The organism is Paenibacillus glycanilyticus, assembly GCF_051200795.1.
GTDB classification, from domain to species: Bacteria; Bacillota; Bacilli; order Paenibacillales; family Paenibacillaceae; genus Pristimantibacillus; species Pristimantibacillus glycanilyticus.
In genome coordinates, this window is the sequence record NZ_CP195155.1 from 4,196,577 (window position 1) to 4,217,270 (window position 20,694).

Annotated in this window: 22 protein-coding genes; 4 read left to right on the forward strand and 18 right to left on the reverse strand. The window is 50.7% G+C overall.

All coding sequences use genetic code 11. The features are described from left to right. Positions 1-36: 36 nt before the first annotated feature. Entirely contained in the window at positions 37-687 is a 651-nt protein-coding gene (locus ACR9FF_RS19215; protein ID WP_127498522.1) for an RsfA family transcriptional regulator, read from the reverse strand. A gap of 266 nt (positions 688-953) precedes the next feature. Between ACR9FF_RS19215 and ACR9FF_RS19220 the strand changes: the two genes are divergently transcribed. Continuing rightward, a complete protein-coding gene (locus ACR9FF_RS19220; protein ID WP_015845478.1) occupies positions 954-1,190 on the forward strand; it encodes a DUF2626 domain-containing protein in 237 nt (78 codons plus the stop codon). Between the two features lie 52 nt (positions 1,191-1,242). On the opposite strand, the gene ACR9FF_RS19225 is transcribed toward ACR9FF_RS19220, so the two are convergent. Beyond that, complete coding sequence (locus ACR9FF_RS19225; protein WP_435163785.1) at positions 1,243-2,391, reverse strand: class I SAM-dependent methyltransferase; 1,149 nt, start codon at positions 2,389-2,391, stop codon at positions 1,243-1,245. A 93-nt stretch (positions 2,392-2,484) separates the two neighbouring features. Between ACR9FF_RS19225 and ACR9FF_RS19230 the strand changes: the two genes are divergently transcribed. Beyond that, complete coding sequence (locus ACR9FF_RS19230; protein ID WP_435163788.1) at positions 2,485-3,585, forward strand: hypothetical protein; 1,101 nt, start codon at positions 2,485-2,487, stop codon at positions 3,583-3,585. Here ACR9FF_RS19230 and ACR9FF_RS19235 read toward each other — a convergent pair. Then, the gene (locus ACR9FF_RS19235; RefSeq protein ID WP_435163791.1) at positions 3,557-4,816 is read right to left on the reverse strand and encodes an extracellular solute-binding protein; all 1,260 of its coding nucleotides are present in this window, start codon (positions 4,814-4,816) and stop codon (positions 3,557-3,559) included. The genes ACR9FF_RS19230 and ACR9FF_RS19235 overlap by 29 nt on opposite strands. 358 nt (positions 4,817-5,174) lie before the next feature. Beyond that, positions 5,175-6,506, reverse strand: a complete 1,332-nt coding sequence (locus tag ACR9FF_RS19240) for a PhoH family protein (RefSeq protein ID WP_127498531.1) — start codon at positions 6,504-6,506, stop codon at positions 5,175-5,177. A 115-nt stretch (positions 6,507-6,621) separates the two neighbouring features. Between ACR9FF_RS19240 and ACR9FF_RS19245 the strand changes: the two genes are divergently transcribed. Beyond that, entirely contained in the window at positions 6,622-7,164 is a 543-nt protein-coding gene (locus tag ACR9FF_RS19245) for a YhcN/YlaJ family sporulation lipoprotein (RefSeq protein ID WP_248757782.1), read from the forward strand. Positions 7,165-7,471: 307 nt separating this feature from the next. Here ACR9FF_RS19245 and ACR9FF_RS19250 read toward each other — a convergent pair whose 3' ends face one another. The 6 genes from ACR9FF_RS19250 to ACR9FF_RS19275 all read right to left on the reverse strand — a co-directional run bounded on the left by ACR9FF_RS19250 (position 7,472) and on the right by ACR9FF_RS19275 (position 12,357). Next, positions 7,472-8,518 carry an LCP family glycopolymer transferase gene (locus ACR9FF_RS19250; protein ID WP_435163795.1) on the reverse strand — a complete coding sequence of 349 codons (1,047 nt, stop codon included), beginning with the start codon at positions 8,516-8,518 and terminating at the stop codon, positions 7,472-7,474. 18 nt (positions 8,519-8,536) lie between these two features. Then, positions 8,537-8,809 carry a hypothetical protein gene (locus tag ACR9FF_RS19255; RefSeq protein ID WP_127498537.1) on the reverse strand — a complete coding sequence of 91 codons (273 nt, stop codon included), beginning with the start codon at positions 8,807-8,809 and terminating at the stop codon, positions 8,537-8,539. Beyond that, positions 8,806-9,120: a YlaH-like family protein gene (locus ACR9FF_RS19260; protein WP_127498539.1), complete on the reverse strand. Its 315-nt coding sequence runs from the start codon at positions 9,118-9,120 to the stop codon at positions 8,806-8,808. Before ACR9FF_RS19260 ends, ACR9FF_RS19255 begins: the two co-directional genes overlap by 4 nt. Before the next feature lie 29 nt (positions 9,121-9,149). Then, positions 9,150-10,988: a translational GTPase TypA gene (gene typA / locus ACR9FF_RS19265; protein ID WP_127498541.1), complete on the reverse strand. Its 1,839-nt coding sequence runs from the start codon at positions 10,986-10,988 to the stop codon at positions 9,150-9,152. Between the two features lie 58 nt (positions 10,989-11,046). Continuing rightward, entirely contained in the window at positions 11,047-11,532 is a 486-nt protein-coding gene (locus tag ACR9FF_RS19270; protein WP_127498543.1) for a hypothetical protein, read from the reverse strand. Positions 11,533-11,691: 159 nt separating this feature from the next. Then, positions 11,692-12,357 carry a TerC family protein gene (locus tag ACR9FF_RS19275; RefSeq protein ID WP_435163800.1) on the reverse strand — a complete coding sequence of 222 codons (666 nt, stop codon included), beginning with the start codon at positions 12,355-12,357 and terminating at the stop codon, positions 11,692-11,694. Between the two features lie 159 nt (positions 12,358-12,516). Here ACR9FF_RS19275 and ACR9FF_RS19280 point away from each other — a divergent pair, with 159 nt between their 5' ends. Continuing rightward, positions 12,517-13,218: a TerC family protein gene (locus tag ACR9FF_RS19280; protein WP_127498547.1), complete on the forward strand. Its 702-nt coding sequence runs from the start codon at positions 12,517-12,519 to the stop codon at positions 13,216-13,218. Between the two features lie 24 nt (positions 13,219-13,242). Here the strand turns inward: ACR9FF_RS19280 and thiI are convergent, their stop codons facing one another. The 8 genes from thiI to ACR9FF_RS19320 all read right to left on the reverse strand — a co-directional run bounded on the left by thiI (position 13,243) and on the right by ACR9FF_RS19320 (position 20,693). Continuing rightward, positions 13,243-14,463 (reverse strand): tRNA uracil 4-sulfurtransferase ThiI, encoded by a 1,221-nt coding sequence (gene thiI / locus ACR9FF_RS19285; protein WP_435163803.1) that lies wholly within the window; start codon positions 14,461-14,463, stop codon positions 13,243-13,245. 1 nt (position 14,464) lies between these two features. After that, positions 14,465-15,622, reverse strand: a complete 1,158-nt coding sequence (locus ACR9FF_RS19290) for a cysteine desulfurase family protein (RefSeq protein ID WP_435163806.1) — start codon at positions 15,620-15,622, stop codon at positions 14,465-14,467. A 118-nt stretch (positions 15,623-15,740) separates the two neighbouring features. Then, positions 15,741-16,427 (reverse strand): lytic transglycosylase domain-containing protein, encoded by a 687-nt coding sequence (locus ACR9FF_RS19295; protein WP_435163809.1) that lies wholly within the window; start codon positions 16,425-16,427, stop codon positions 15,741-15,743. Between the two features lie 145 nt (positions 16,428-16,572). After that, a complete protein-coding gene (locus tag ACR9FF_RS19300) occupies positions 16,573-17,172 on the reverse strand; it encodes a nitroreductase family protein (RefSeq protein ID WP_127498576.1) in 600 nt (199 codons plus the stop codon). Positions 17,173-17,377: 205 nt separating this feature from the next. Further along, positions 17,378-18,106, reverse strand: a complete 729-nt coding sequence (locus tag ACR9FF_RS19305) for a DUF6081 family protein (RefSeq protein ID WP_127498556.1) — start codon at positions 18,104-18,106, stop codon at positions 17,378-17,380. A 45-nt stretch (positions 18,107-18,151) separates the two neighbouring features. Then, a complete protein-coding gene (locus tag ACR9FF_RS19310; RefSeq protein ID WP_127498578.1) occupies positions 18,152-19,060 on the reverse strand; it encodes a prenyltransferase in 909 nt (302 codons plus the stop codon). Between the two features lie 179 nt (positions 19,061-19,239). Then, on the reverse strand, positions 19,240-19,998 hold the full coding sequence (locus ACR9FF_RS19315) for a hypothetical protein (protein WP_435163812.1): 759 nt from the start codon (positions 19,996-19,998) through the stop codon (positions 19,240-19,242). Continuing rightward, positions 19,995-20,693, reverse strand: coding sequence for an ABC transporter ATP-binding protein (locus ACR9FF_RS19320; RefSeq protein ID WP_127498561.1), 699 nt, complete (start codon positions 20,691-20,693; stop codon positions 19,995-19,997). The genes ACR9FF_RS19315 and ACR9FF_RS19320 overlap by 4 nt, the downstream gene beginning before the upstream one ends. Between the last annotated feature and the right edge of the window lies 1 nt (position 20,694).

Sequence of the window (20,694 nt, forward strand, 5' to 3'; positions counted from 1 at the left end):
GAACACCCCGCCGTTCATCGCCGGCGGGGCATTCACCTATTCAATTCGTTCCAAATTTCCGTTTGCATCCATTTTAAAGCGAGGCTTTGCTTCCTCTTCATGCGTCAACACCGCCAGACGGCGTGCCCGGTCCATAATCTGAATCAATGTTTTATAATCATCATTGACGGCCCGGTAATCGGTTTGAACATTATTTACTTCTCTAGACAATCTCTCATTCTCTTCGCGCAAACGATCAATTTCATCATCTTTTTCCTTCAGCTCTTTCTCGAAGGATTTGATTTGACGGCTTACGTCCTGATAAGTGGTCTTGAACTGTCTAAGAAAACGAATAATGGAATCAACGGATAAACCTTCTTCCGTCGTTACCGCATTAGCACTAAATGCTCTTTCTTCTGCATCGTAAACGGCAATAGAAGAGACATGCGGGGTTGCGACAATCGCCTGTTTTTTCAAATAATTGCGCTTCTGGCGCTGCTGCTTGGCGATTTGAATCGCTTCTTCATAACGTTTGCGGACACAGCTGTTCCAGCGGAATCCGCAAGCCGCCGAAGTCCGTCCTATACGTTCCCCTACCTCTTCAAAAGCCGCTAGCTGGGTACTACCTTCGCGAATATGGCGTAGTGTAACTTCGGCGAGTATGAGATCGTCGTCGGGACTCCACGCATCTTGTCTGACTGCTGTCATGCGACCAAAACCTCCTTACGTAAAGGCGCTTACTTTATCTCTATGCCCTTGGTAGAGTTCATAGAATCTATCGGATACTAATTTGTATAACCAAATTTCAAAAAGCTCATACATAATTCATCCGATTAACGAGCAAACTGGTATCGTAACGCTTTCAATTTACACAAAATAGTTGATTTTGTTCGTACTTGCTTGTTTACACTGCCAAATTCAACCGTTATAATGTACAATAGAAATTCGGGTCAGAGCGAAGGGGGGATGGTTTCATGGCACGCATGTATCGGGTACTCGGTTTTTGGACTCTTGTGATCGGCTTGATGGCCTTCGCAGGTCACATGACTGAATTCGCACTTCTGTTTTTTGCACAAGCGGTAGCTTTCGTTTTCCTGGGTTATCTCAAATTTAGCGAACGAACATACATACTCATGTTCTGGGGATATATGGCAATTTCGTTTGTAGGCTTTACTTACTGGACCGTATTCAAAATGGGCAACCCATTCTAAAGTTTGCGAACGACAAAAAAAGGTGCAGCTCCTTGTGGAGCGGCACCTTTTCTCATTTATCCAGCACAAGCACTTTAAACGTCTCGCTCATTCCGTCGCTCAGGAGCAGCTGGCGCACCGCCCGGTTCATTTTGGCCGCTTGGCCGAAAGGGTCGGTATCCGAATGATTTTGCAGGAGCCCCAAAGCTCCGTGATCAATAAGAAACTGCTTCTGGGTTCCGTAATAGGCAATTCGCCATCCCCCGGCTTCAGCGGCATGGCGGAGCGGCGTGAACGGCACATGCGCCGTTATATCCTGCTCTCCGATCCGAAGGTACGGCTCGTCGGAAGCGATATGATCCGAATAGCACAGCAAGGTCCCCTTCATCCGGTGACTTGCCGTATATTCCTCCGCCTCATGACCGTAATCAATGATAATGACACGCCCTTCTCCCAGCACATCGGCCATACTTGCAAGCCATTGCTCCGCACCCAGATTAACCTCCGTCTGCTGACCTTCCGTTAGCCGGATACCGCCCTTTTGCAACGCAGCAACGATCCGTTCATCCGAGAGCGGCATACGCACCTCGTAAAAGCCATCCTCCGCATTTCCGGCTACGCCAAGCTCAACAAGCTTTCCTTGCTCCACCGTCACCCGATTCACCGGAAAGGCATCCAGCAGCTCGTTGGCGAGCACAACCGCAGGAAGCTCCTGCCAGAGCCCCCCGCCCTGCAGCGCTTCGTCAGAAGACAGGAATAGCGCCGTATCAGAGCCGATAGTACGCTTCGCTTCTTCCAGGTGGCCCGGATGATCTTCGACCAGGACAGGCCGGCATTGAAGATCGGAACAGTATTCTGCTCGAGCCCGCCAGGCTTCTTGGATTTGCATCGTAAGCCGCCCCGTGCCCGCTCCCCATTCCACAAGCTGAATACGGCCTCCGGCTGCTTGGACGGCGTAGTCCCACACGTAATTCGTCAAGCAATGCGCCATTACTGCACCTACGGCAGAGCTGGTGTAAAAATCGCCTTCCCGCCCTATTCGCACAGGTCCTGAGCGGTAATAACCGTCCTGCTTGTCATATAAACATAAACTCATATATTGTTTGAACGTCATGCAGCGAAGGCCTGGAGTGTCCCTGCTGCCCTCCCGCCAGCCGACCGCAGGCATCTCGGCGATCTGCTCCGAAATCCGGCGGATTAACGATTTTTTGCCTATTTTCACCTGCTCATCTCCCGCTTATAAGATATAATAAATGGAACCGTCGCATACAATGGTAGCTGTACAGGCCTAGCAACGTAAGAAAGGAGGCGGCTGGTGGCATTCCATCGCATTTATGTTCGCGTCAGATGGCTCTTTATCCTTCTTATCGTTCTTATGCTTGCCATCTGCAAGCTTCCCGTCATGGCCGAGCCTCAATTGACGGAGGACGAGCAGGTCAATCAGATACTGGAGAACAGCTTGTCTATCGTTGAGATTGACAAAGAAATCGCACGCATACAAGCAGAAAAAGAAAAGGTTGCGGGCGACATGTCCGTTACCGACAAACGGATTGCGCAGCGCGAACAGGAAATCAAGGAGAAGCGGGAAGAAGCGGGAAAAGTGCTTCGCGCTTATTATATGGGTGAACGCGAGCTTCTGCTGCGCGCGATTATTTCCTTCCATTCGATTCACGATTTATTCGCTATGCTGGACTACGTAGACATTATTTTTTCGCGAGACCGGAACACGCTTGATTCTTACACGAAGGAATATAAGAGCTTGAAAGAGGAATACGTCAAATTGGACGGAAGAAAAACGGAGCTTGAAGAAATCGAAAACCGGCTTCAAACCCAGCGCAGCCGGGTTGCGCAGCTGGAGCAGCAGATTGACGGCCAGCTCGCCGGACGTTCCGACGTGGATCGGCTTCGCCTGCTGATGCAAGAGCTGACGAATTATTGGGAATCGGCCGGACTTGAGGAAGTGGAGCAGTATTTCGACGCTTTGTCCAAAGCGATGAACAAGCTGCCCAGCTGGATTGAGGACAATAAGGAGTACCTGGAGATAAACGGGTTTAATTATACGATTCATATTCCGGAAGACGCTCTGAACGCTTTCCTTCGGGAGCAGGATAAACGGTTTAACGACTTCTCCTTCCGGTTTGAAGACGGCAAAGTAATCGCATCAGGCAAGCACGATAATATGGAAATTGCCGTCTCCGGTCATTACACCGTGGAAGACAAGCCAAAGAACGGCATTGTATTCCATGTCGATGAGTTGTTGTTTAACGGTTTCGCACTGCCTGACACGACGCGGAAAGCGCTTGAAGACAAATTTGATCTCGGTTTTTATCCCGGTGATATCATTAAATTCATACAAGCTAAATCGGTTGAAATGAAAGACAAGGAGCTCACTGTTTATTTGAAGATGAAGCTGTAACCGATTGGATAAAGGAGGCAATGTCTGTCGCCCCGCTCGTATACAGCTGCCATGAAGCTTCCCATCGGCTCCATTCCTTATGCCAGTTCGGGGCAGGCGGTTCGCCGATTGGCTCTTCATTTAGCAAAGGCAACCACCATGTAGGCGGATATTGGGCCGTTGAGCCCGAATATCCGCCTATTTCGTATATCGAATTTTTCGCAGGCAATTTGCCAAGATGTTCGTAATTGCGCCCCTGCTCGGTCACGCTCGTCATCTCTTTAATCCAGCTGAAGGCCGCGTCCGCCCTATCCGTATTCGCCGAAACGACAAAGCTGCTGCTCCCAAGCCATAAGTTGCGAAGCTTAAGCTTATCGATTAGCAGCTTATCCTGCTCGGATTGGGATAGTGCTTTATAATCCGACCACGATACAACCGAGACAAGCAAACGCTGATTGTCCATCTCCGTGCCAAGCAAGCGTTTATTAACGGCGATTGACGGAATCGTCAAAGAAGCCGTCTCCGAAAGACGATTAGCCGACTCATCATTCAGAATTAAGGCAGCTGCCCCTCTTTTCTCTGCGCTGCTCCAGGCATCCAGCCAAGCTGCCGTTCCGCTGAAATCCGCAGGCAAATAAAGCAAGGAAGCCGGCGCCGACCCGGAAGCCGTTAGTCGGTCCGCGAGCTGGAGAAAGCTTGTCCAATCCTTGGGAGGATCGCTCATATTCTGCTCGGTCAGCATAGCTTTATTCCACACAAGAATGGACGGGTCTGCATCGAAAGGTATACCCCAGAGATAACTGTTCCACTTGAGCGGTGCAAGCAGCTTGGCAGGCTGGTCGGACAAAGTGCTTGCCGTATTGACGCTATCAACGGGCTCAAGCAGGCCCATAACGGCAAATTCCCTTACCCAGCCGCTGTCCATCAGCATAATATCGGAGGAAGCGCCAAGCAGAAGATCCTGCTTCCAAGCGGCATACGCCTCTTCCTTCGACTCGATATTCAGCAGCTCAACTTGGATGTTGGGGTATTTGAATCTGAAACGTTCATTTGCCTCTTCTAAATAAGCAAATTGCTCAGCCGACATGGAAACGGTTACAACAATGGATTCCATCGGTTCGTCATCCAGCTCGTTAGCGACGGGTCCAGTATTTGAGTCATGGGAGCTGCCGCCGGATGATGCCGGCTTATGCGGGTCCATGTTGGGAATAAGCAAAATAACGGACAACAGCACTGCTCCTGCAAGGATCATCACAAATCTCCTTGTAGCCACACACTTCTCCCTTTCCGATATATCTTAAGCCCCCGAAGTCTAGTCTATTAAAACCTATCATAGCAATAAAACGCAGAGTTGTCCAAACAAGTCTAGGACTTTATCCCCCCCGACCTATAGGTTAATGTGACTCGCTCCGTAATTCAAATGTTCTTCCGATCGCCATTGCTCGTGGATTCCATCGATTTAAGTGTGAACAGTGTAGGAATCCACTCACAAAAGCGAACGTTACACTTCTCCAGAATCATTTGAATTACTACTTTCGCCCTATTAACCTCTGCCTTTAAACAGCAAAATAGCGGTGCTGGGATTTCCCGGCACCGCTTCTTTTTAAAGATTATAGAAGATCTGCTGCGAGCTGGGCGAGCTTGGAACGCTCGCCCTTTTCGAGAGTGATGTGACCGCTTATGCCTTCGCTCTTGAAATGCTCGACGATATGCGTGAGACCGTTGCTCACGGCGTCCAGATAAGGATGGTCGATCTGCTCCGGATCGCCCATCAGAACGATTTTACTGCCCTCTCCCACGCGGGAGACAATGGTTTTGACCTCATGCTTCGTTAAGTTCTGTGCTTCGTCGATAATGATGAACTGACCCGGAATCGAGCGTCCGCGAATATAGGTAAGAGCTTCGACTTGGATACTTCCGAGTCCCATTAATATTTTATCGATGTCGCCGGATTTCTTGGTATCGAACAGATATTCCAGATTATCGTAGATCGGCTGCATCCATGGACGCAGCTTTTCTTCCTTCTCGCCCGGCAGGTAACCGATGTCCTTGCCCATCGGCACGACCGGGCGGGCAATTAACAGTTTTTTGTATTTATGCTCATCCTCCACCTTCAAGAGGCCGGCGGCAAGCGCAAGCAGCGTCTTGCCCGTGCCGGCTTTGCCGGTCAGGGTGACAAGCGGGATTTCATCGTTGAGCAGCAGCTCAAGAGCCATGCGCTGCTGAGCGTTGCGGGCCGTAATACCCCAGATCGGGTCATTGCTTAAGAACAACGGCTCTAGGCGTACGCCGTCCTGGCTGACCTTCAGCAGGGCGGATTTGGAGGTTCCCATCTCATCCCGCAGAATTACGAATTCGTTAGGCTTCAGCCTGGCGATATTCTGCATGCTTTTGACCGTCAGGAAACGGTACGTATAAAATTCGTCGATAACAGACGGATGGACAAACAAGGTCTCATAGCCGGCATAAAAATCAGTCGTGGACACGGTCCGGTCGGACAAATAATCCTGGGCTTTGAGGCCCAGCACATCCGCTTTGATCCGGACCAGCACATCTTTGCTTACAAGAACGACAGTGCTGGATTGTTCGTTCTCCAGCTGTTCCAAGTGATAGTTGAGCGCGACGGCAAGAATTCGGTTGTCATTGGTCATTTCTCCAAACATCTCTTGCACTCGCATGAAACTCCGATGATTAAGCTCCACCTTTAACAGTCCGCCGTTAGGAAGCGTTATGCCCTCGTGTAGATGCCCTTCCACCCGCATACCATCGAGCAACCGGGATATGGAACGCGCATTGCGCCCTAGTTCGTCTGCCAGCCTCTTCTTGGAGTCGATTTCTTCCAACACCACCGCGGGAATGATGACTTCGTTATCCTCGAAGGCAAAGAGCGATTGCGGATCATGAAGCAGCACATTAGTGTCGAGCACGAATATTTTTTTCATGAGAACCCTCCCGGCGTCGGTCATTCAATAGATAGACATACATAGCCATACTTGGCTACGGGTACACTACATTCTGATTAGACGATGTGCAACAAGAAAAAGAGGTGGAATCAACATGTACCGGAAACTTATTGCGGCGATCGCTATTGCGGCAATTACGGCTGGCTGCGGCAACGCCCTTCGAAACGAAACATCACCCTCTCCTCAAAATAATGGCTCTGTTCGCGCACAGCAGACAAGTCCTCAGAAAAAAGAAATTGCGAATCCTGAGCAAGTCTCGAGGCATTTGGAACAGCTGGCCATGGGCATCAAAGGTGTTACGAATGCGCACTGCGTGGTGCTCGGAAACACCGCCGTGGTTGGGATCGATGTCGACAGCAAGCTTGATCGCTCCAGAGTCGGCACAATCAAATATTCCGTCGCCGAAGCTTTCCATAAAGATCCCTACGGCATTGATGCTATCGTAACAGCCGATATGGATTTGTCACAGCGGCTGAACGAAATCGGTGCGGATATCCGCCGCGGCAGGCCGATCAGCGGCTTTGCGGAGGAGATGGCTGACATTATCGGCCGTATCGTACCGCAGATCCCTCGAGAGGTTATGCCGCAGGATCCGGAAGTACAACAGCGGGCCAACAATTTACACAAACTTCATTAGCTTGTATACCGCGCCATAAGACACAAAAAGCCTAGTGATCATATCACTAGGCTTTCCTTACGACAGTATGTCCGTTTGGACAAGCCTGTCATCAGTTTATTCGGTTCCATCCGGATACATGCCGAGATCGGCACACAGATGCATTCTTCAGCCGCAAGGCTCAAGAGGTTTCCCGAGCACACGTCACCGCTTCTTCTATTAAGTGTGAATGTCGCGGCTACGGCTTTGGGCATCCGCATGACCTCCTCTAGGAAGGATTTCATATCCGTACACCTATTATAGCGGTAAAGTAACCGCCAGTCTATGGTTATTCAGCCATTTTCGCTTGCAAAGCCGCACGAGCTTCGCTAAGCTTGGCTTCATCCAGATACACGTACGGACTCTTCCACACGCCTTCTAACGGAATGAATTGAACATTCGAGCTGCTGATGCCGAAATACGTCTTCATCAGGTTCTGAATTTCCTTCGGCGGCATGTCGATTTCCATGTTGTCGCCAACAGCGTCAATAACTTCGCCCATTTTCGTGATTCCGCTTAGCGATTTCATCTTGTCGACGATCTTCGCTACCACTTCGCTTTCGCGCTTGTTGCGGTCGAAATCGCTGGACATGTTTTTGCCGTCGTTCGATTTCCGGTAACGGACAAAATCAAGCGCTTGGTCCCCGTTAAGCTTCTGGAAACCCTTCTTCAGATTGATGTTGGTGCCGTCATAATTATCGACGTACCTCATATCCATATCGACGTTCACTTCAATGCCGCCAAGGGCGTCCACGACGTCCTCAAAGCCCTTAAAGTTAACAACCGCCGTATATTTCAGATCTACGCCAAAAAATTTGCCCAGCATATCCCGAATCGCGCGTTTTGCATCCTCTTCCGCCGCTTCCTTGTCCATGCCTTTTTCGGAACGGGCTTGGCTGAAGAACGTCGCATAGTTGGCGTTCGCCTTGCGCTCGCCATAACCTTCCAGCTGCAGCAAGGAGTCGCGCGGAATCGAAATGACGGTGGCAGATTTGGAATTGGGATTAAAGACGGCCACCATCATGACGTCGGTGTTCATCCCGCCGCCCTTGGCCCTTGTATCGAGGCCAAGCAATACCATTCCGACAGCTTTCTTCTTGACGGATTCCGCAGTCGGAATCTTTACGTCATCGTTTGAAACCGTACCAATTTGCTGGATTGCATTGTTCGCCTTGTTAGCCAAAAATCCGAAGTATGCCACGATAATCAAAATAACAGCTAAAAATAGCAGTAACACGACTTTCCATACGCGTCTTTTCTTCGGTTGCTTAGGCGATCTAGGAGCAGTCTTGGCATTTGCTCTCCGGGAAGGCAATTCAGCCGAGCCTTGCGTCATAGGATCATCACCTTTATGTCAGTTATATTTCGGATTGGACCGGATATCAACGAGAAGCTGCTCGGCAGCCTCCCGCGGATACATTTGCAGCTTTGTGCGTCCGTTGCGTTCATATTTGACGTGAACCATCGTCGCATCCGTTGCCGAAATATGCAGATTGGAAACCTCGTGGTCTTCCGACAAAATTTGCGCGAAGAAGTCACGGGTATCCAATGCCGCCCGATCATCCGGCCGGTCTTCGGCTACGATATGAATCTGCAGCCAGTTGAACAAGGCATCATCAAACGTCATTTGCCTGAATCAGCTTCCTTTACGGCGCCGCTGTCGGCCCGGTTATTTTTCCATTTGTCGTAGAGCTGCCGGCCGCGAAGCATAAGCATCATAAGCACGGCAATTCCCATACATTGAATAATAGGAAGCTTGTCAACCTGCAGGACCATCAGCACAAACGAGCCGATGGCCATCAGGATATAGACAAGAACTTCTTTCAGGATCGGAAGCTTCTGATTGTTAGCCCTGAACACTTTGTTGAAGATATAAATCGTAAATCCAAGAATAAGCAAATACGATACGGCGTGATGGTCGCTCAACCATTGCTGCATGCCGTGACCCCCTTATGCCTGCCAGGTGATTATGCGTTTGCTTGCGCCATTTTGCGGTGCTTCTCGGCACGCTCGCGCTCGCTCTTATTCAAGATTTTTTTACGCAGACGAATCGACTTCGGCGTAATTTCGCAATATTCGTCATCGTTCAGATACTCGAGCGCTTGCTCAAGGGAGAACAGACGAGGCGTTTTGAGCTTAACGGTATCATCTTTGCCGGCGGAACGCACGTTAGTCAGTGCCTTCTCTTTACAGATGTTAACGATGATGTCGTTATCGCGGGTATGCTCGCCAACGATCATGCCTTCGTAAATTTCGGTGCCTGGCTCAACGAATTGAATACCGCGGTCCTCCACGCCCAGCATGCCGTAGAAGGTCGATGTTCCCGTCTCGCTCGATACGAGTACGCCTTGGTGACGGCCGCCAACTCCGGCTGCAAGAGGTCCGTAGCTGTCGAATGCATGGTTCATAATGCCGTAGCCGCGCGTCAAAGTCAGGAACGAAGTACGGTAGCCGATCAAACCGCGTGCGGGAATGATGAACTCCAGACGAACTTGGCCGTTGCCGTTGTTGATCATGTTCACCATCTCGGCTTTGCGCGTTCCAAGGCTTTCCATCACGGCGCCCATGCTGTCTTCCGGAACGTCAATCAGAAGGCGTTCGTAAGGCTCAGACTTCACGCCGTCAACTTCCTTGATGATTACTTCCGGTTTCGATACTTGAAGCTCGAATCCTTCACGGCGCATATTCTCGATCAGAATGCCGAGGTGAAGCTCGCCACGGCCAGACACGATAAAGGCGTCAGGGCTTTCCGTCTCTTCAACGCGCAGCGCAACGTCAGTCTCAAGCTCCTTGAACAGACGCTCGCGAAGCTTACGGGAAGTAACCCATTTGCCTTCGCGGCCTGCGAACGGAGAGTTGTTGACAAGGAACGTCATTTGCAGCGTAGGCTCGTCGATTTTCAGAACCGGCAAAGCTTCCGGTTTCGAAGGATCGGCAATGGTCTCGCCGATATTAATGTCTTTAATACCCGCGATCGCAACGATGTCGCCTGCGCCCGCTTCTTCGATCTCGATACGCTTCAGCCCCTGGAAGCCAAACAGCTTCTCGATGCGGGCTTGCTTCACGGCACCCTCACGGTTAATTACCGCAACGGATTGTCCTTGACGAACGATACCGCGGTTCACGCGGCCAACCGCAATACGGCCCAGGTATTCATTGTAGTCAAGCAGGGTTACAAGATATTGAAGCGGCTCATCAACCGTTTCGGTTGGATGAGGAATGTGGCTTACGATCGTGTCGTACAAAGCTTGCATGTTGTCATCTTGCTTCTCGGGATCAAGGCTGGAAGTACCCATCAATGCGGAAGCATACACAACCGGGAACTCCAGTTGATCGTCATTCGCGCCAAGCTCGATGAACAGGTCGAGCACTTCATCAATAACTTCCGTAGGGCGGGCATTCGGACGGTCAATTTTATTAACGACAACAATCGGCGTAAGGTTGCTCTCGAGTGCTTTGCGCAATACGAATTTTGTTTGCGGCATGCAGCCTTCAAACGCGTCGACAACGAGCAATACGCCGTCAACCATCTTCATGATCCGTTCTACTTCACCGCCAAAGTCCGCGTGTCCAGGTGTATCGACGATATTGATCAGGTAGTCTTTATAAGTAATCGCCGTATTTTTCGCCAGGATGGTAATACCGCGTTCGCGTTCCAAGTCGTTGGAATCCATTGCGCGCTCCTGTACAGCTTCATGTTCTCTGAATGTGCCTGATTGCTGCAGCAGCTTATCGACCAAAGTTGTTTTGCCGTGGTCTACGTGGGCGATAATCGCAATATTCCGGATGTTTTCTCTTGCTTGCATAACTAATAATCCACTCCATTTTGTCTAATTTTCTTTCCTTACACAACTTACCGGACACTTACCAGCGGCGCGAGCGGTTTGTGATTACCATCCAGCCGCCGGCAATCATCAGGACAAGCGCAACAAGATAAATTCCCCAGCTCCATAACAAGACGAGCAACAGAAAAACTGCTGAAGCAACGGCAAGCGCTACAGACGCCGTAAGCGCAAATCGCGGGCGGGACGAGCCAAATAAATAATATTCGTAAAGACCGATGGCTGCGCCAAGCAGGAACAGCGGCCACAAATATTTCAGTGCATCCCATCCAGAAATGTTGCAAACCATAAACAGCAGCGCAGACACGGTTAGTATTCCACCTGGTACAAGCGCTGCCGCGGGAAGAAGCCTGCCGAAATAAAATACATGCAGAAGAATTCCCGGAATGAGGACGAGCAGCGGCCAAAAAATAGCCCCCAAAAAGCTGAATACACCAAGTTTGCCCAGTAAAATAACGACCCCAGCTAGTAACACAATAATTCCAGCGGAATATTTGTTATTAGGCATTTGCGTTCCGCTCCTTACAACGTCTACCCCCATACAGACGTACGACGCCAGTTTTTATCTATCATAGTTTAAAGGAACTGCGATGAAAATACCAGCGGGAACAGAAGGAACATTGCAAAAAAATACCGTTCACCTGTGAACGGTTTGTGAAAATGGGGTTTAAGTTCTCCGCTTCAATAAACCGATAATGACGACAAACGGGATGCAAAGCAGCGGTATAGCCTCGGCAGCCGTTCGTGATCCGTTAAACAATAAGGCATTCATTCCCGGATCATGGACAAGCATTCCTCCCGCGGCATAACCAAGAAGCCCGGCGCCAATATACACAAGCGGAGGAAATTTGTGCAATAGAGTACCCAGAATCTGGCTCCCCCAAATGATCATCGGAATGCTAAGCGCGATCCCAAGCAAAATAAGCACCGTATCCCCGTCCGCTACCGCCGCAATCGCCAGGACATTATCGAGACTCATAATAAAATCCGCCATGACGATTGTGCGTACCGCCTGGGACAACGATTTGGATTTTTTGCGGGGCATATGCAGATCGCCCTCGCCCTCCTGTCCGGCATCCGCGAGGAGCTTTGCCGCGATATACAGCAACAACAGCGATCCGATAGCCTGCAAATAAGGAATCTGAAGCAAAGAAATAGCTGCCAGCGTCAGCAGGCATCGCAGCCCGACGGCAGCAAGCGCCCCCCACCATACCGCCCTTTTGCGCTCCTTTGGAGGCAGCTGTTGGCTGGCCATTGCAATAACGACGGCATTATCTCCGCTTAATAACAGGTTAATCAGGACAATTTGAAGAAAAGTCAGCACACTATCCATTTTGCGTTCGCCCCCTCTCTTACCACCTGTATGAGAAACGGACAAGTTTTATGAAGGAATGTCCCAAAAAATTTTTGAATCCTCCCCCGTCCTTCGTGCGTAGTAAATGAAGTCTTTCGAGACTATTGGGATTTTTGCCCGAAGGGAGGGTCACGAATAATGGATGTATTTACAGTAGATTTTTGGCTGGCACTGCTTAATATTGTCTTTATCGATCTCATTCTGGCAGGCGACAACGCCATTGTTATCGGTATGGCCGCCCGCAACTTGCCGCAGCATCAGCAGAAGAAAGCCGTCCTGTGGGGTACGGTAGGCGCAATCGGCATCCGGATCATCGCTACCGTCGCCGTGGTGCGGCTGCTCGGTTTGCCTTGGCTCCATTTGGCAGGCGGTCTCCTGCTTTTATGGATTGCATATAAGCTGCTTGTACAGGAAGACGATAAGCATGGCGACATCAAAGCCGGCAATACGCTTTGGCAGTCGATTCAGACCATCATTATCGCCGACGCGGCAATGGGAATCGATAACGTCATCGCGGTCGCAGGCGCCTCGCATGGCAACACGCTGCTTGTCATTTTAGGCCTCCTGATCAGCGTACCGGTTATCGTCTGGGGCTCAACGCTCTTCATTAAGCTGATCAACAAATTTACATGGATCATTTATCTGGGCTCCGGTGTACTAGGCTATACAGCAGCCAAGATGATTACCCATGAAAAAGCGTTCGAGGATTTCTTTAAGGACAACCCCGTATATTATTGGTCCTTTGTCATTCTCGTCATTGCGCTGATTATCGCTGCGGGATTATTGACCAATAACCGCAGAAAGCATGCTGTACAAGAAAAAAGCAGAGAAACCGTCTAACGGGTTCTCTGCTTTTTTATTATTTTAGAACCAACGGTCTTCCCCTGCCGGTTCCTCCTCCGTCTGCGCTTCCGGTGTCAGCTCCATGACCTCCGTACGCTCCACGGCCTCAAGCAGCATTTGCTCCAGCTCCGAAATATAGGATTCCGCCCGCTCCACAACGTTCAAGTTCGGATTCGTGGTTGGCGATTTCGGCAGGAACAACGTACAGCAGTCCTCGTAAGGAAGGATGGAGGTTTCGAAGGTTCCAATCCGCACCGCTTCGTTAATAATTTCCTGCTTGTCCATCATGATAAGCGGCTTCAGCAATGGCAGTACCGTTGCCCGACCGATTACGTTCATGCTGGACAACGTCTGGCTGGCCACCTGGCCGAGGCTCTCTCCCGTTACGATGCCGCCGGCACCGCTTCTGACAGCCAGCTGCTCGGTAATGCGGAGCATGGCGCGGCGCATCAGCGTAATCATCATGCTGTCCTGCTTGGCTTGTACGAGTCTTGTCTGAATGTCGGTAAAAGGCACCAGGTGGAGCTTCAGCGGCGCTCCCGCATAGTAGGACAGTCTTCTCGCGAGATCAATGACCTTCTCCTTCGCCTGGTCGCTGGTGAACGGGTAGCTGTGGAAATGCACCGCCTCCAGCTCAAGCCCCTTGCGCATGGCCATCCAGCCCGCTACGGGGCTGTCAATGCCGCCCGACAGCAGCAGCATCGCTTTGCCATTCGAGCCGAACGGGAAACCACCTGCCCCTGGAATAACCGTGTTGTAGACGAAGGTCCCTTCCTCGTAAGTATCAACGCGCAGCTCCACTTCCGGCTTCCTTACGTCTACTTTCAGATCGGCGAAAGCTCGCAGCACATGGGAACCAACCAAGTGGTTCATTTCCTGCGAAGAATGCGCAAACGGCTTCCAGGCGCGCTTCGCGTTTACCTTGAAGGTTGCCGGTTCTTTCTCCAGCCCTTTCATCACTTGCAAGGCAGCAGCTTGGATATTCTCCAGCTCGTTCTCCGCCTGGATCACCGGGCTGAATGAAATAATGCCGAATACATCCTTCAGACGCTCCGCAATCGGTTCAAACGACTCTCCGTTCAGGGAGATCGTCATCCTGCCGAAAGTCTTGGCGTAAGTCAATGCGGCGAAGCTCTTCAGAGTCCGCTTAATCTGCTGCTGCATCCGCTTCTCGAATTGATTGCGGTTGCGTCCCTTCATGACGAGGTCGCCATAACGGACGATTACTTTATCGTAAATCACGTTAAGATTTGCTCCTTTCAAGCGGCTTCAGCTGCGCAACGGTCTTACTCAGCATGACAACCAGCTTGTCGATATCCTGCTCCGTATGTTCGTCTCCAAAGCTAATGCGGATTCCTCCCGCCGCACGCTCGGGTGCTGCTCCCATCGCCAGAAGCACCTTGCTTGGCTTGTTATCCTTGGAGGAGCAGGCCGATTTCGTCGAGATGATGGCGCCTTGCTCCTCCATCATGTGGACGATAACTTCCGGCTTCATGCCCGGATAGGAAAAATGCACGATATGCGGCGCCATAACCGCCGCGTCCTCGCTGCCGTTCAGCACAAGCTGCGGAATATCCGCAACCTGCCGGAGCAGCCGCTCGCGCAGCGCATACATCCGGCTGCGGTTCTTCTCTTCGGCCTGCATGCTCATCCGCAGCGCCTTAGCGGAAGCGACAATGCCCGGCACATTTTGCGTGCCAGCCCGCATGCCGCGTTCCTGCGAGCCTCCGGATTGCAGCGGCTGCAATTGAAGCCCTTCCCGCACATAAAGATAACCGACGCCTTTAGGGCCGCGAAGCTTATGCGCCGAACCGCTAAGCAGATCGATTCTCCACTCCTTAAGTTTAACGGGGAGTTTGCCGATGCTCTGCACCGCATCCACATGGAACAGGATACGCGGATATTCGGACAGCAGCCGGCCGATCTTCTCAATCGGCTGTATGGATCCTACTTCATTATTGACATGCATGATGCTGATCAATATCGTCTCATCCTTTATAGACGCCTTTAGTTGTTTGAGATCCACATGCCCCGTCGAGCTGACAGGCAAATAGGTTACCCGGAAGCCTTCTTGTTCAAGCTGGCGGAAGGCATCATTGACGGAAGAATGCTCAATCTGGGTCGTAATGAGATGATTGCCCCGGCTGCGGAATTGTCTGGCCGCGCCTTTTACCGCGAGGTTATTGCTTTCCGTTCCGCCCGAAGTGAACAGCCACTCCTCCGGCTTTACATCGAACTGCTCCGCAAGCACGGAACGGGAACGGGTAATCAGCTTGTCGGCTTCAACTCCCGCACGGTGAATGGAGGAAGGATTGGCGTAATGGGCTTTCATCACTTCCGCGAACGTATCCGCGACCTCCGCATAAGGCGGGGTGGATGCGCAATGATCGAAATACAGCATATATTCACAACACCTTTCCTAAAAAGAGAAAACCTCTACCGGGACCGTTCCAGAGGAACGGCCGCGTTTAGAGGCAAGTTGTATCTCCAAACCAAAATTACAAATTATATCAATCGGACTAATAGCGGGCTCCAAGCACCTTGCCAATGTACCGCTGCGTTTCCTCAGGAAGCTTGTCCAGATTAGCGAGAAGTTCGCTGTCCGTCGAGATGCCAAGCCGGTCGATCCGGCCGGGACCCGCATTATAAGCGGCTAGGGCTACTTGTTCATTACCGTTGTATTTGCCAAGCAGATAGGATAAATATTTCGAACCGCCATCAATGTTCTGCTGCGGATCGAGGGAATCCGTTACCCCAAGACCGCGGGCAGTCGAATCCATCAGCTGCATAAGTCCTTTCGCCCCAACGGAGGATACCGCGCCGGAATTGAATCCGGACTCCGTACGAATAACCCCTCTGATCAGCTCGGGATCAATGCCGTATTTGGCCGCAGCCTCTGTAATCAGAGCATCATAGTCAGTTGGAGAGGAGCTGCTTGACTGGTCAGTCGCTCCGCTTAATGCGGCACTGTACAAATTAGGCACGCTAGCCAGCTTGGCAAGCGAATCCGAAGTCAGCATACTTGGCTCAATACTAGCCGTATCGGCGAAATCGCCGTTCATATATTGAGACAGCAAAAAGTCAAACATGGACGCGCTGCCGTCGCCGCTATTCACGTCAAGCGGATTAGCCGCCGTTTGAAAATCCAGAGTTGGTGAAAGCTGCAGCTGGAGCAGCTGCTTCAACGTACGTGAGTCGATACTCATGGGGTCCTCCAGTCGAATAAAAAGGGTATAAATGATGTATCGGTTTTTATTGTACATGTTTTTACTTATAACGGCTAGTACTGCGGTTCCCTTGCATAGAAAAAGCAGCTCCAACGCATCGGAGCTGCTTTTTCCTATAGCGATATTATTTGAAAACTTTAACGCGCTCGTCGATTGGCTGGAATTGCTTCTCGCCCGGAGCTGCAGTTGGAGTACCAAACGGCATTTGAGCAATCAGCTGCCAGCTGGCAGGAATGTCCCAAGTTTGCTTCACTTCTTCGTCGATCAGCGGGTTGTAATGCTGGAGAGAAGCGCCAAGGCCTTGCTCCTCAAGCAAAGTCCATACAACGTATTGAACGATTGCGGAAGAGTGCTGCGACCATTTAGGGAAGTTGTCGGCATAGCTTGGGAACTGTTGTTGAAGGCCTTCAACGACAGTTGTGTCTTCGAAGAACAGCACCGAGCCATAGCCTGCCTTGAAGCTGTCAACACGTTGTTCCGTAGAAGCGAATTGATCGGCAGGTACAATTTTGCGGAGCGTTTCTTTTACGATGTTCCACAGTTTAGCGTGGTTTTCGCCAAGCAATACAACCGTGCGTGCGCTTTGGGAGTTGAATGCGGACGGCGAGTATTTTACCGCATCTTGCACAAGGCTGATGATTTGGTCATCCGAAATTGGCGATTGGTTGCTGATAGCATAATAAGTGCGTCTTGCTTTAATCGCTTCAATAAGGGATTTCGAAATAGTAGAAGTATTTGACATTTTTGTCTGCCTCCTAGGTTCTTTATAAGTAACTTTATTTATGTTAGTAACATTACATTACTCCGAAGGCTATGTCAAGCACTTCACCATTTATTTTGTCTAATCCGCTCTCTAATACAAGTGTCAAGATTGGCCAGCGAACAGCGCAAAAAGGCCGCTCCCAAAAGGAACGGCCTCGTCTGAACTCTTATTCGGTCACCGTAATTGTAATTGGCGAATACTCTCCGATAACGGTCTGGCCATGAACGGATACGCTGCCTTCCGGCGACAGATCCTTTTCCGTCATAATGCCAAGCGCTACCGTGAACTGGTTGAATTTCACCGGCACGTTACGCTCCCTGCGTACTTCCGTACCGTTTACGTAAAAAACAATCTCGTCATTTTCGCGGTTGTACGTAATTTTGTACGTATTGAACTCGCGAGCCTGAAATTCGGTTGATTCCTTGAATACGCAGAAATATCTTGTCTTGTCCGTCTCCGGTACGGAAACGCCCGGGAATGGCAGAACCGCATATACGCTTGCGTATTTGTCGTTGCCTGCAAAGAAGTCCAGCGCGCCGCCCGTAGTGAAGTCAAGCAGGTTTAACGAAGCGTAACCGTCGTACAGATCGCCGGGCGCCGTGTTCTGCGAACGGGCACGGATCTGAAGCTCGAAGCTGATCTCGCCCTTCTCCGGCACTTCCACCGGCTTCGCCGAATAATACATATGCTTGGCATTATCGAGAATCTGAATCTTGTCATGCTTGCGGCTAAGCGGAGCGCGTACGTACAGAATACCGTTGCGTACGATAACAACCGCATCCGGCTCGCGGTATTGCCAGAACGTGCCGTCCGGCAGCGGGAAGCCGCCAATCGTCCATACTTTGCCTTCGTCAAGGATTGTATCGAAATCCCCAAGCACCCATTGTTTGCTCATCTTCTATTCCCTCGGCTTTCCTTATGAAATGATGGCCGTCTTTTCTTACAAGAGGCCTTGAATGATTAATGCTGCAATCAAAATAACGCCGCAACGGTTAGTCGCCTTAACCGAATTGCCCATCAGCGGCAAGTAAGCGTGGGAAGGATTATGCTCCTTCAGCTTGCCGTATACGGCATACAGCGGTACGGCCGTTACTAATCCAAGCAGCGCGTACCAAGGAAGCGCGCCCGCAAGCACGCAAATAACCAGCGAGACGTAAGCAAGCGCGAGCAGCCATCTGGAGAAGAGCAGCGCTCTTTGTTCTCCCCATACGACAACCAGCGTTTTTTTGCCGGCCTGCTTGTCCGCCTGCCAGTGCAGGAAATGGTGATTAAATAAAATAAGGGTGGTAAGCAGTCCAATCGGAAGCGACAGCAATAACGCGCGGTAATCGAGCTGCGAGGACTGCACATAGTACGCGCCGGCAACGGGCAAAATACCGAACGACAGCAGGATTGCGATTTCGCTATAGCCTTTGCCGCGATAGCCGAAACGAATGGGCGGCGCTACATAGAAGTAAGCGATCAATCCTCCAAGTCCGCCGAATACGATAACCGGCCATCCGCTGATCACCGACAAAATAATGCCGCTGACCGCGGCAATTGCGAATAGCGACCAGGTTACGGCTGCAAACACTCGAATCGACCACGTTCCGTTCGTCAAATAACCGGAATTTGTCGAGATAACCCCTTCGGCCTGCTTGGCAGCTTCATCCGTTCCGTTGTAGTAGTCCCACAAATCATTGATCATATTCGAGAACAAATGCGCCGCGCCCGAGCCAACAAGCGTGAGCAGAAGCAGCCAAATATTAAAGTTGCCGTCCCACACAAAAGCACCCAATGCGCCAAGCGCAACGGGAATAAGCATAACCGGAAGGACGCGTATCCGCGAGGCCTTCATAAACTGCTTCATGATGTTTTTCAAAGCTGCAAGTCTCTCCCTTCTTCATCATCCGTTCAACCTCATCAAATGTAATTGAAACACTTTGGGCAAGGGACCGTCAACTGAAAGTATAGGGCGAAAGCATCAATTTCTGACAAAAAAAGAGCTTCCCTGGGCGTTTAGCACCTTGGAAAGCTCTATTTCAAATCCTATCCTCTAGCCTGAATCTTCCGGTTAATCAGGTAGGTCATCATATAGACAAGCAGAACGATGACGGCAGCTTCAAAGAGCAGCGGTCCCCAAAAATTCGGGACACTGGCCTGCACATGAACGACCTGATCAGGGGAATCGGTTATTTTCACGTTAACGGATTTAAAGAACTGATCCGTAGAGACATTCATGCTGGGGAACAGCTTCGTTTCCACCCATTGAATGGCGAGCTGCAGCCCAACGAAGAGAGCAGCGCCTATCCAGGATCCCTTTTTCCCTCTGAACACCTTCGCCACCGTAATGCTTGAGAAAACAATGAGCACAAACAAGATACAGGAGATCAGCATCGCCCAGAAGCCTCTGTCCGCCAAAATATCGAATACCCGCAAATGCACCGAATCCACGACACTGCCAAGCACGATGAGATGGATTACGCCTATAACCCCAATAACAACCAGGCCCGCGATTCCTAGCAAGAGCGGAGACAGCACCGTATATAAGGCAGGCAACGGGAGAAGCCGGCGGTTAAAATACCTGAGGTTGCGCTCGTAAGTCCTGCATACCGTTACGCCAAGCGAAATCGTTATGGCGAGATAGACAAGAAAGGTCAGCACATAAATCAGGTCCGTATCCAAGTTCTTAACCTCGCCGTATACGGTAACCGCGCCTCCGGTTAATACGAACAAGGCTCCAACGATAAGCAAAAAGCCCGCGTTCCGTTTCCAATCGTATTTAACCAGCTTAAGCAAATTCATCATTCCGCGAACACCTCTTTAAACAGCTCATCCACGCTTTTGCCTTGCGAGAACCGGATCGTCTCCACTTCCTCCTGAAGGACAATGCTTCCGTTCTTGATCAAGATGACCTCGTCGAATATCCGTTCAATGTCCCGTACCAGATGGGTGGATATGATCAAGCAGCTGTCTTCGTTATAATATTTAACGATCGCATCCAATATTTTCTCGCGGGCAACCGGATCTACGCCGCCAATCGGCTCATCCAGCAAATACAGCTTGGCGTTGCGGGACAAAGCCAAGGTCAGCTGCAGCCGTTCGTTCATCCCCTTGGACAGCGTGCTGATCCTGTCCGCAGGCTGCAATTTCATGAACTGCAGCATCTCATCGGCCTTTGCGGCGTCAAAATCCGGATAGAAATCTTTATAAAAGCTTATCGCGTCCTTCACCCGCATCCAAGACTCCGTCAGAGGTTTATCCGGCATAAAAGAAGTCAAAGCTTTGGTCCGCTGACCGCTTGGTTCCCCGCAGACGAGCAATTGACCGGAGGATGGCGGCATGAGGCCCGCGGCGATTTTCATCAAGGTGCTTTTGCCGCTGCCGTTGCTGCCGAGCAATCCAATGATCCTGCCGGGCTGGATTTTGAAAGAAACATTGTCCAGCGCACGCTTGGCCCCATACGTTTTTGTTACTCCCGATAGCTCCAAGATCGATTCCACG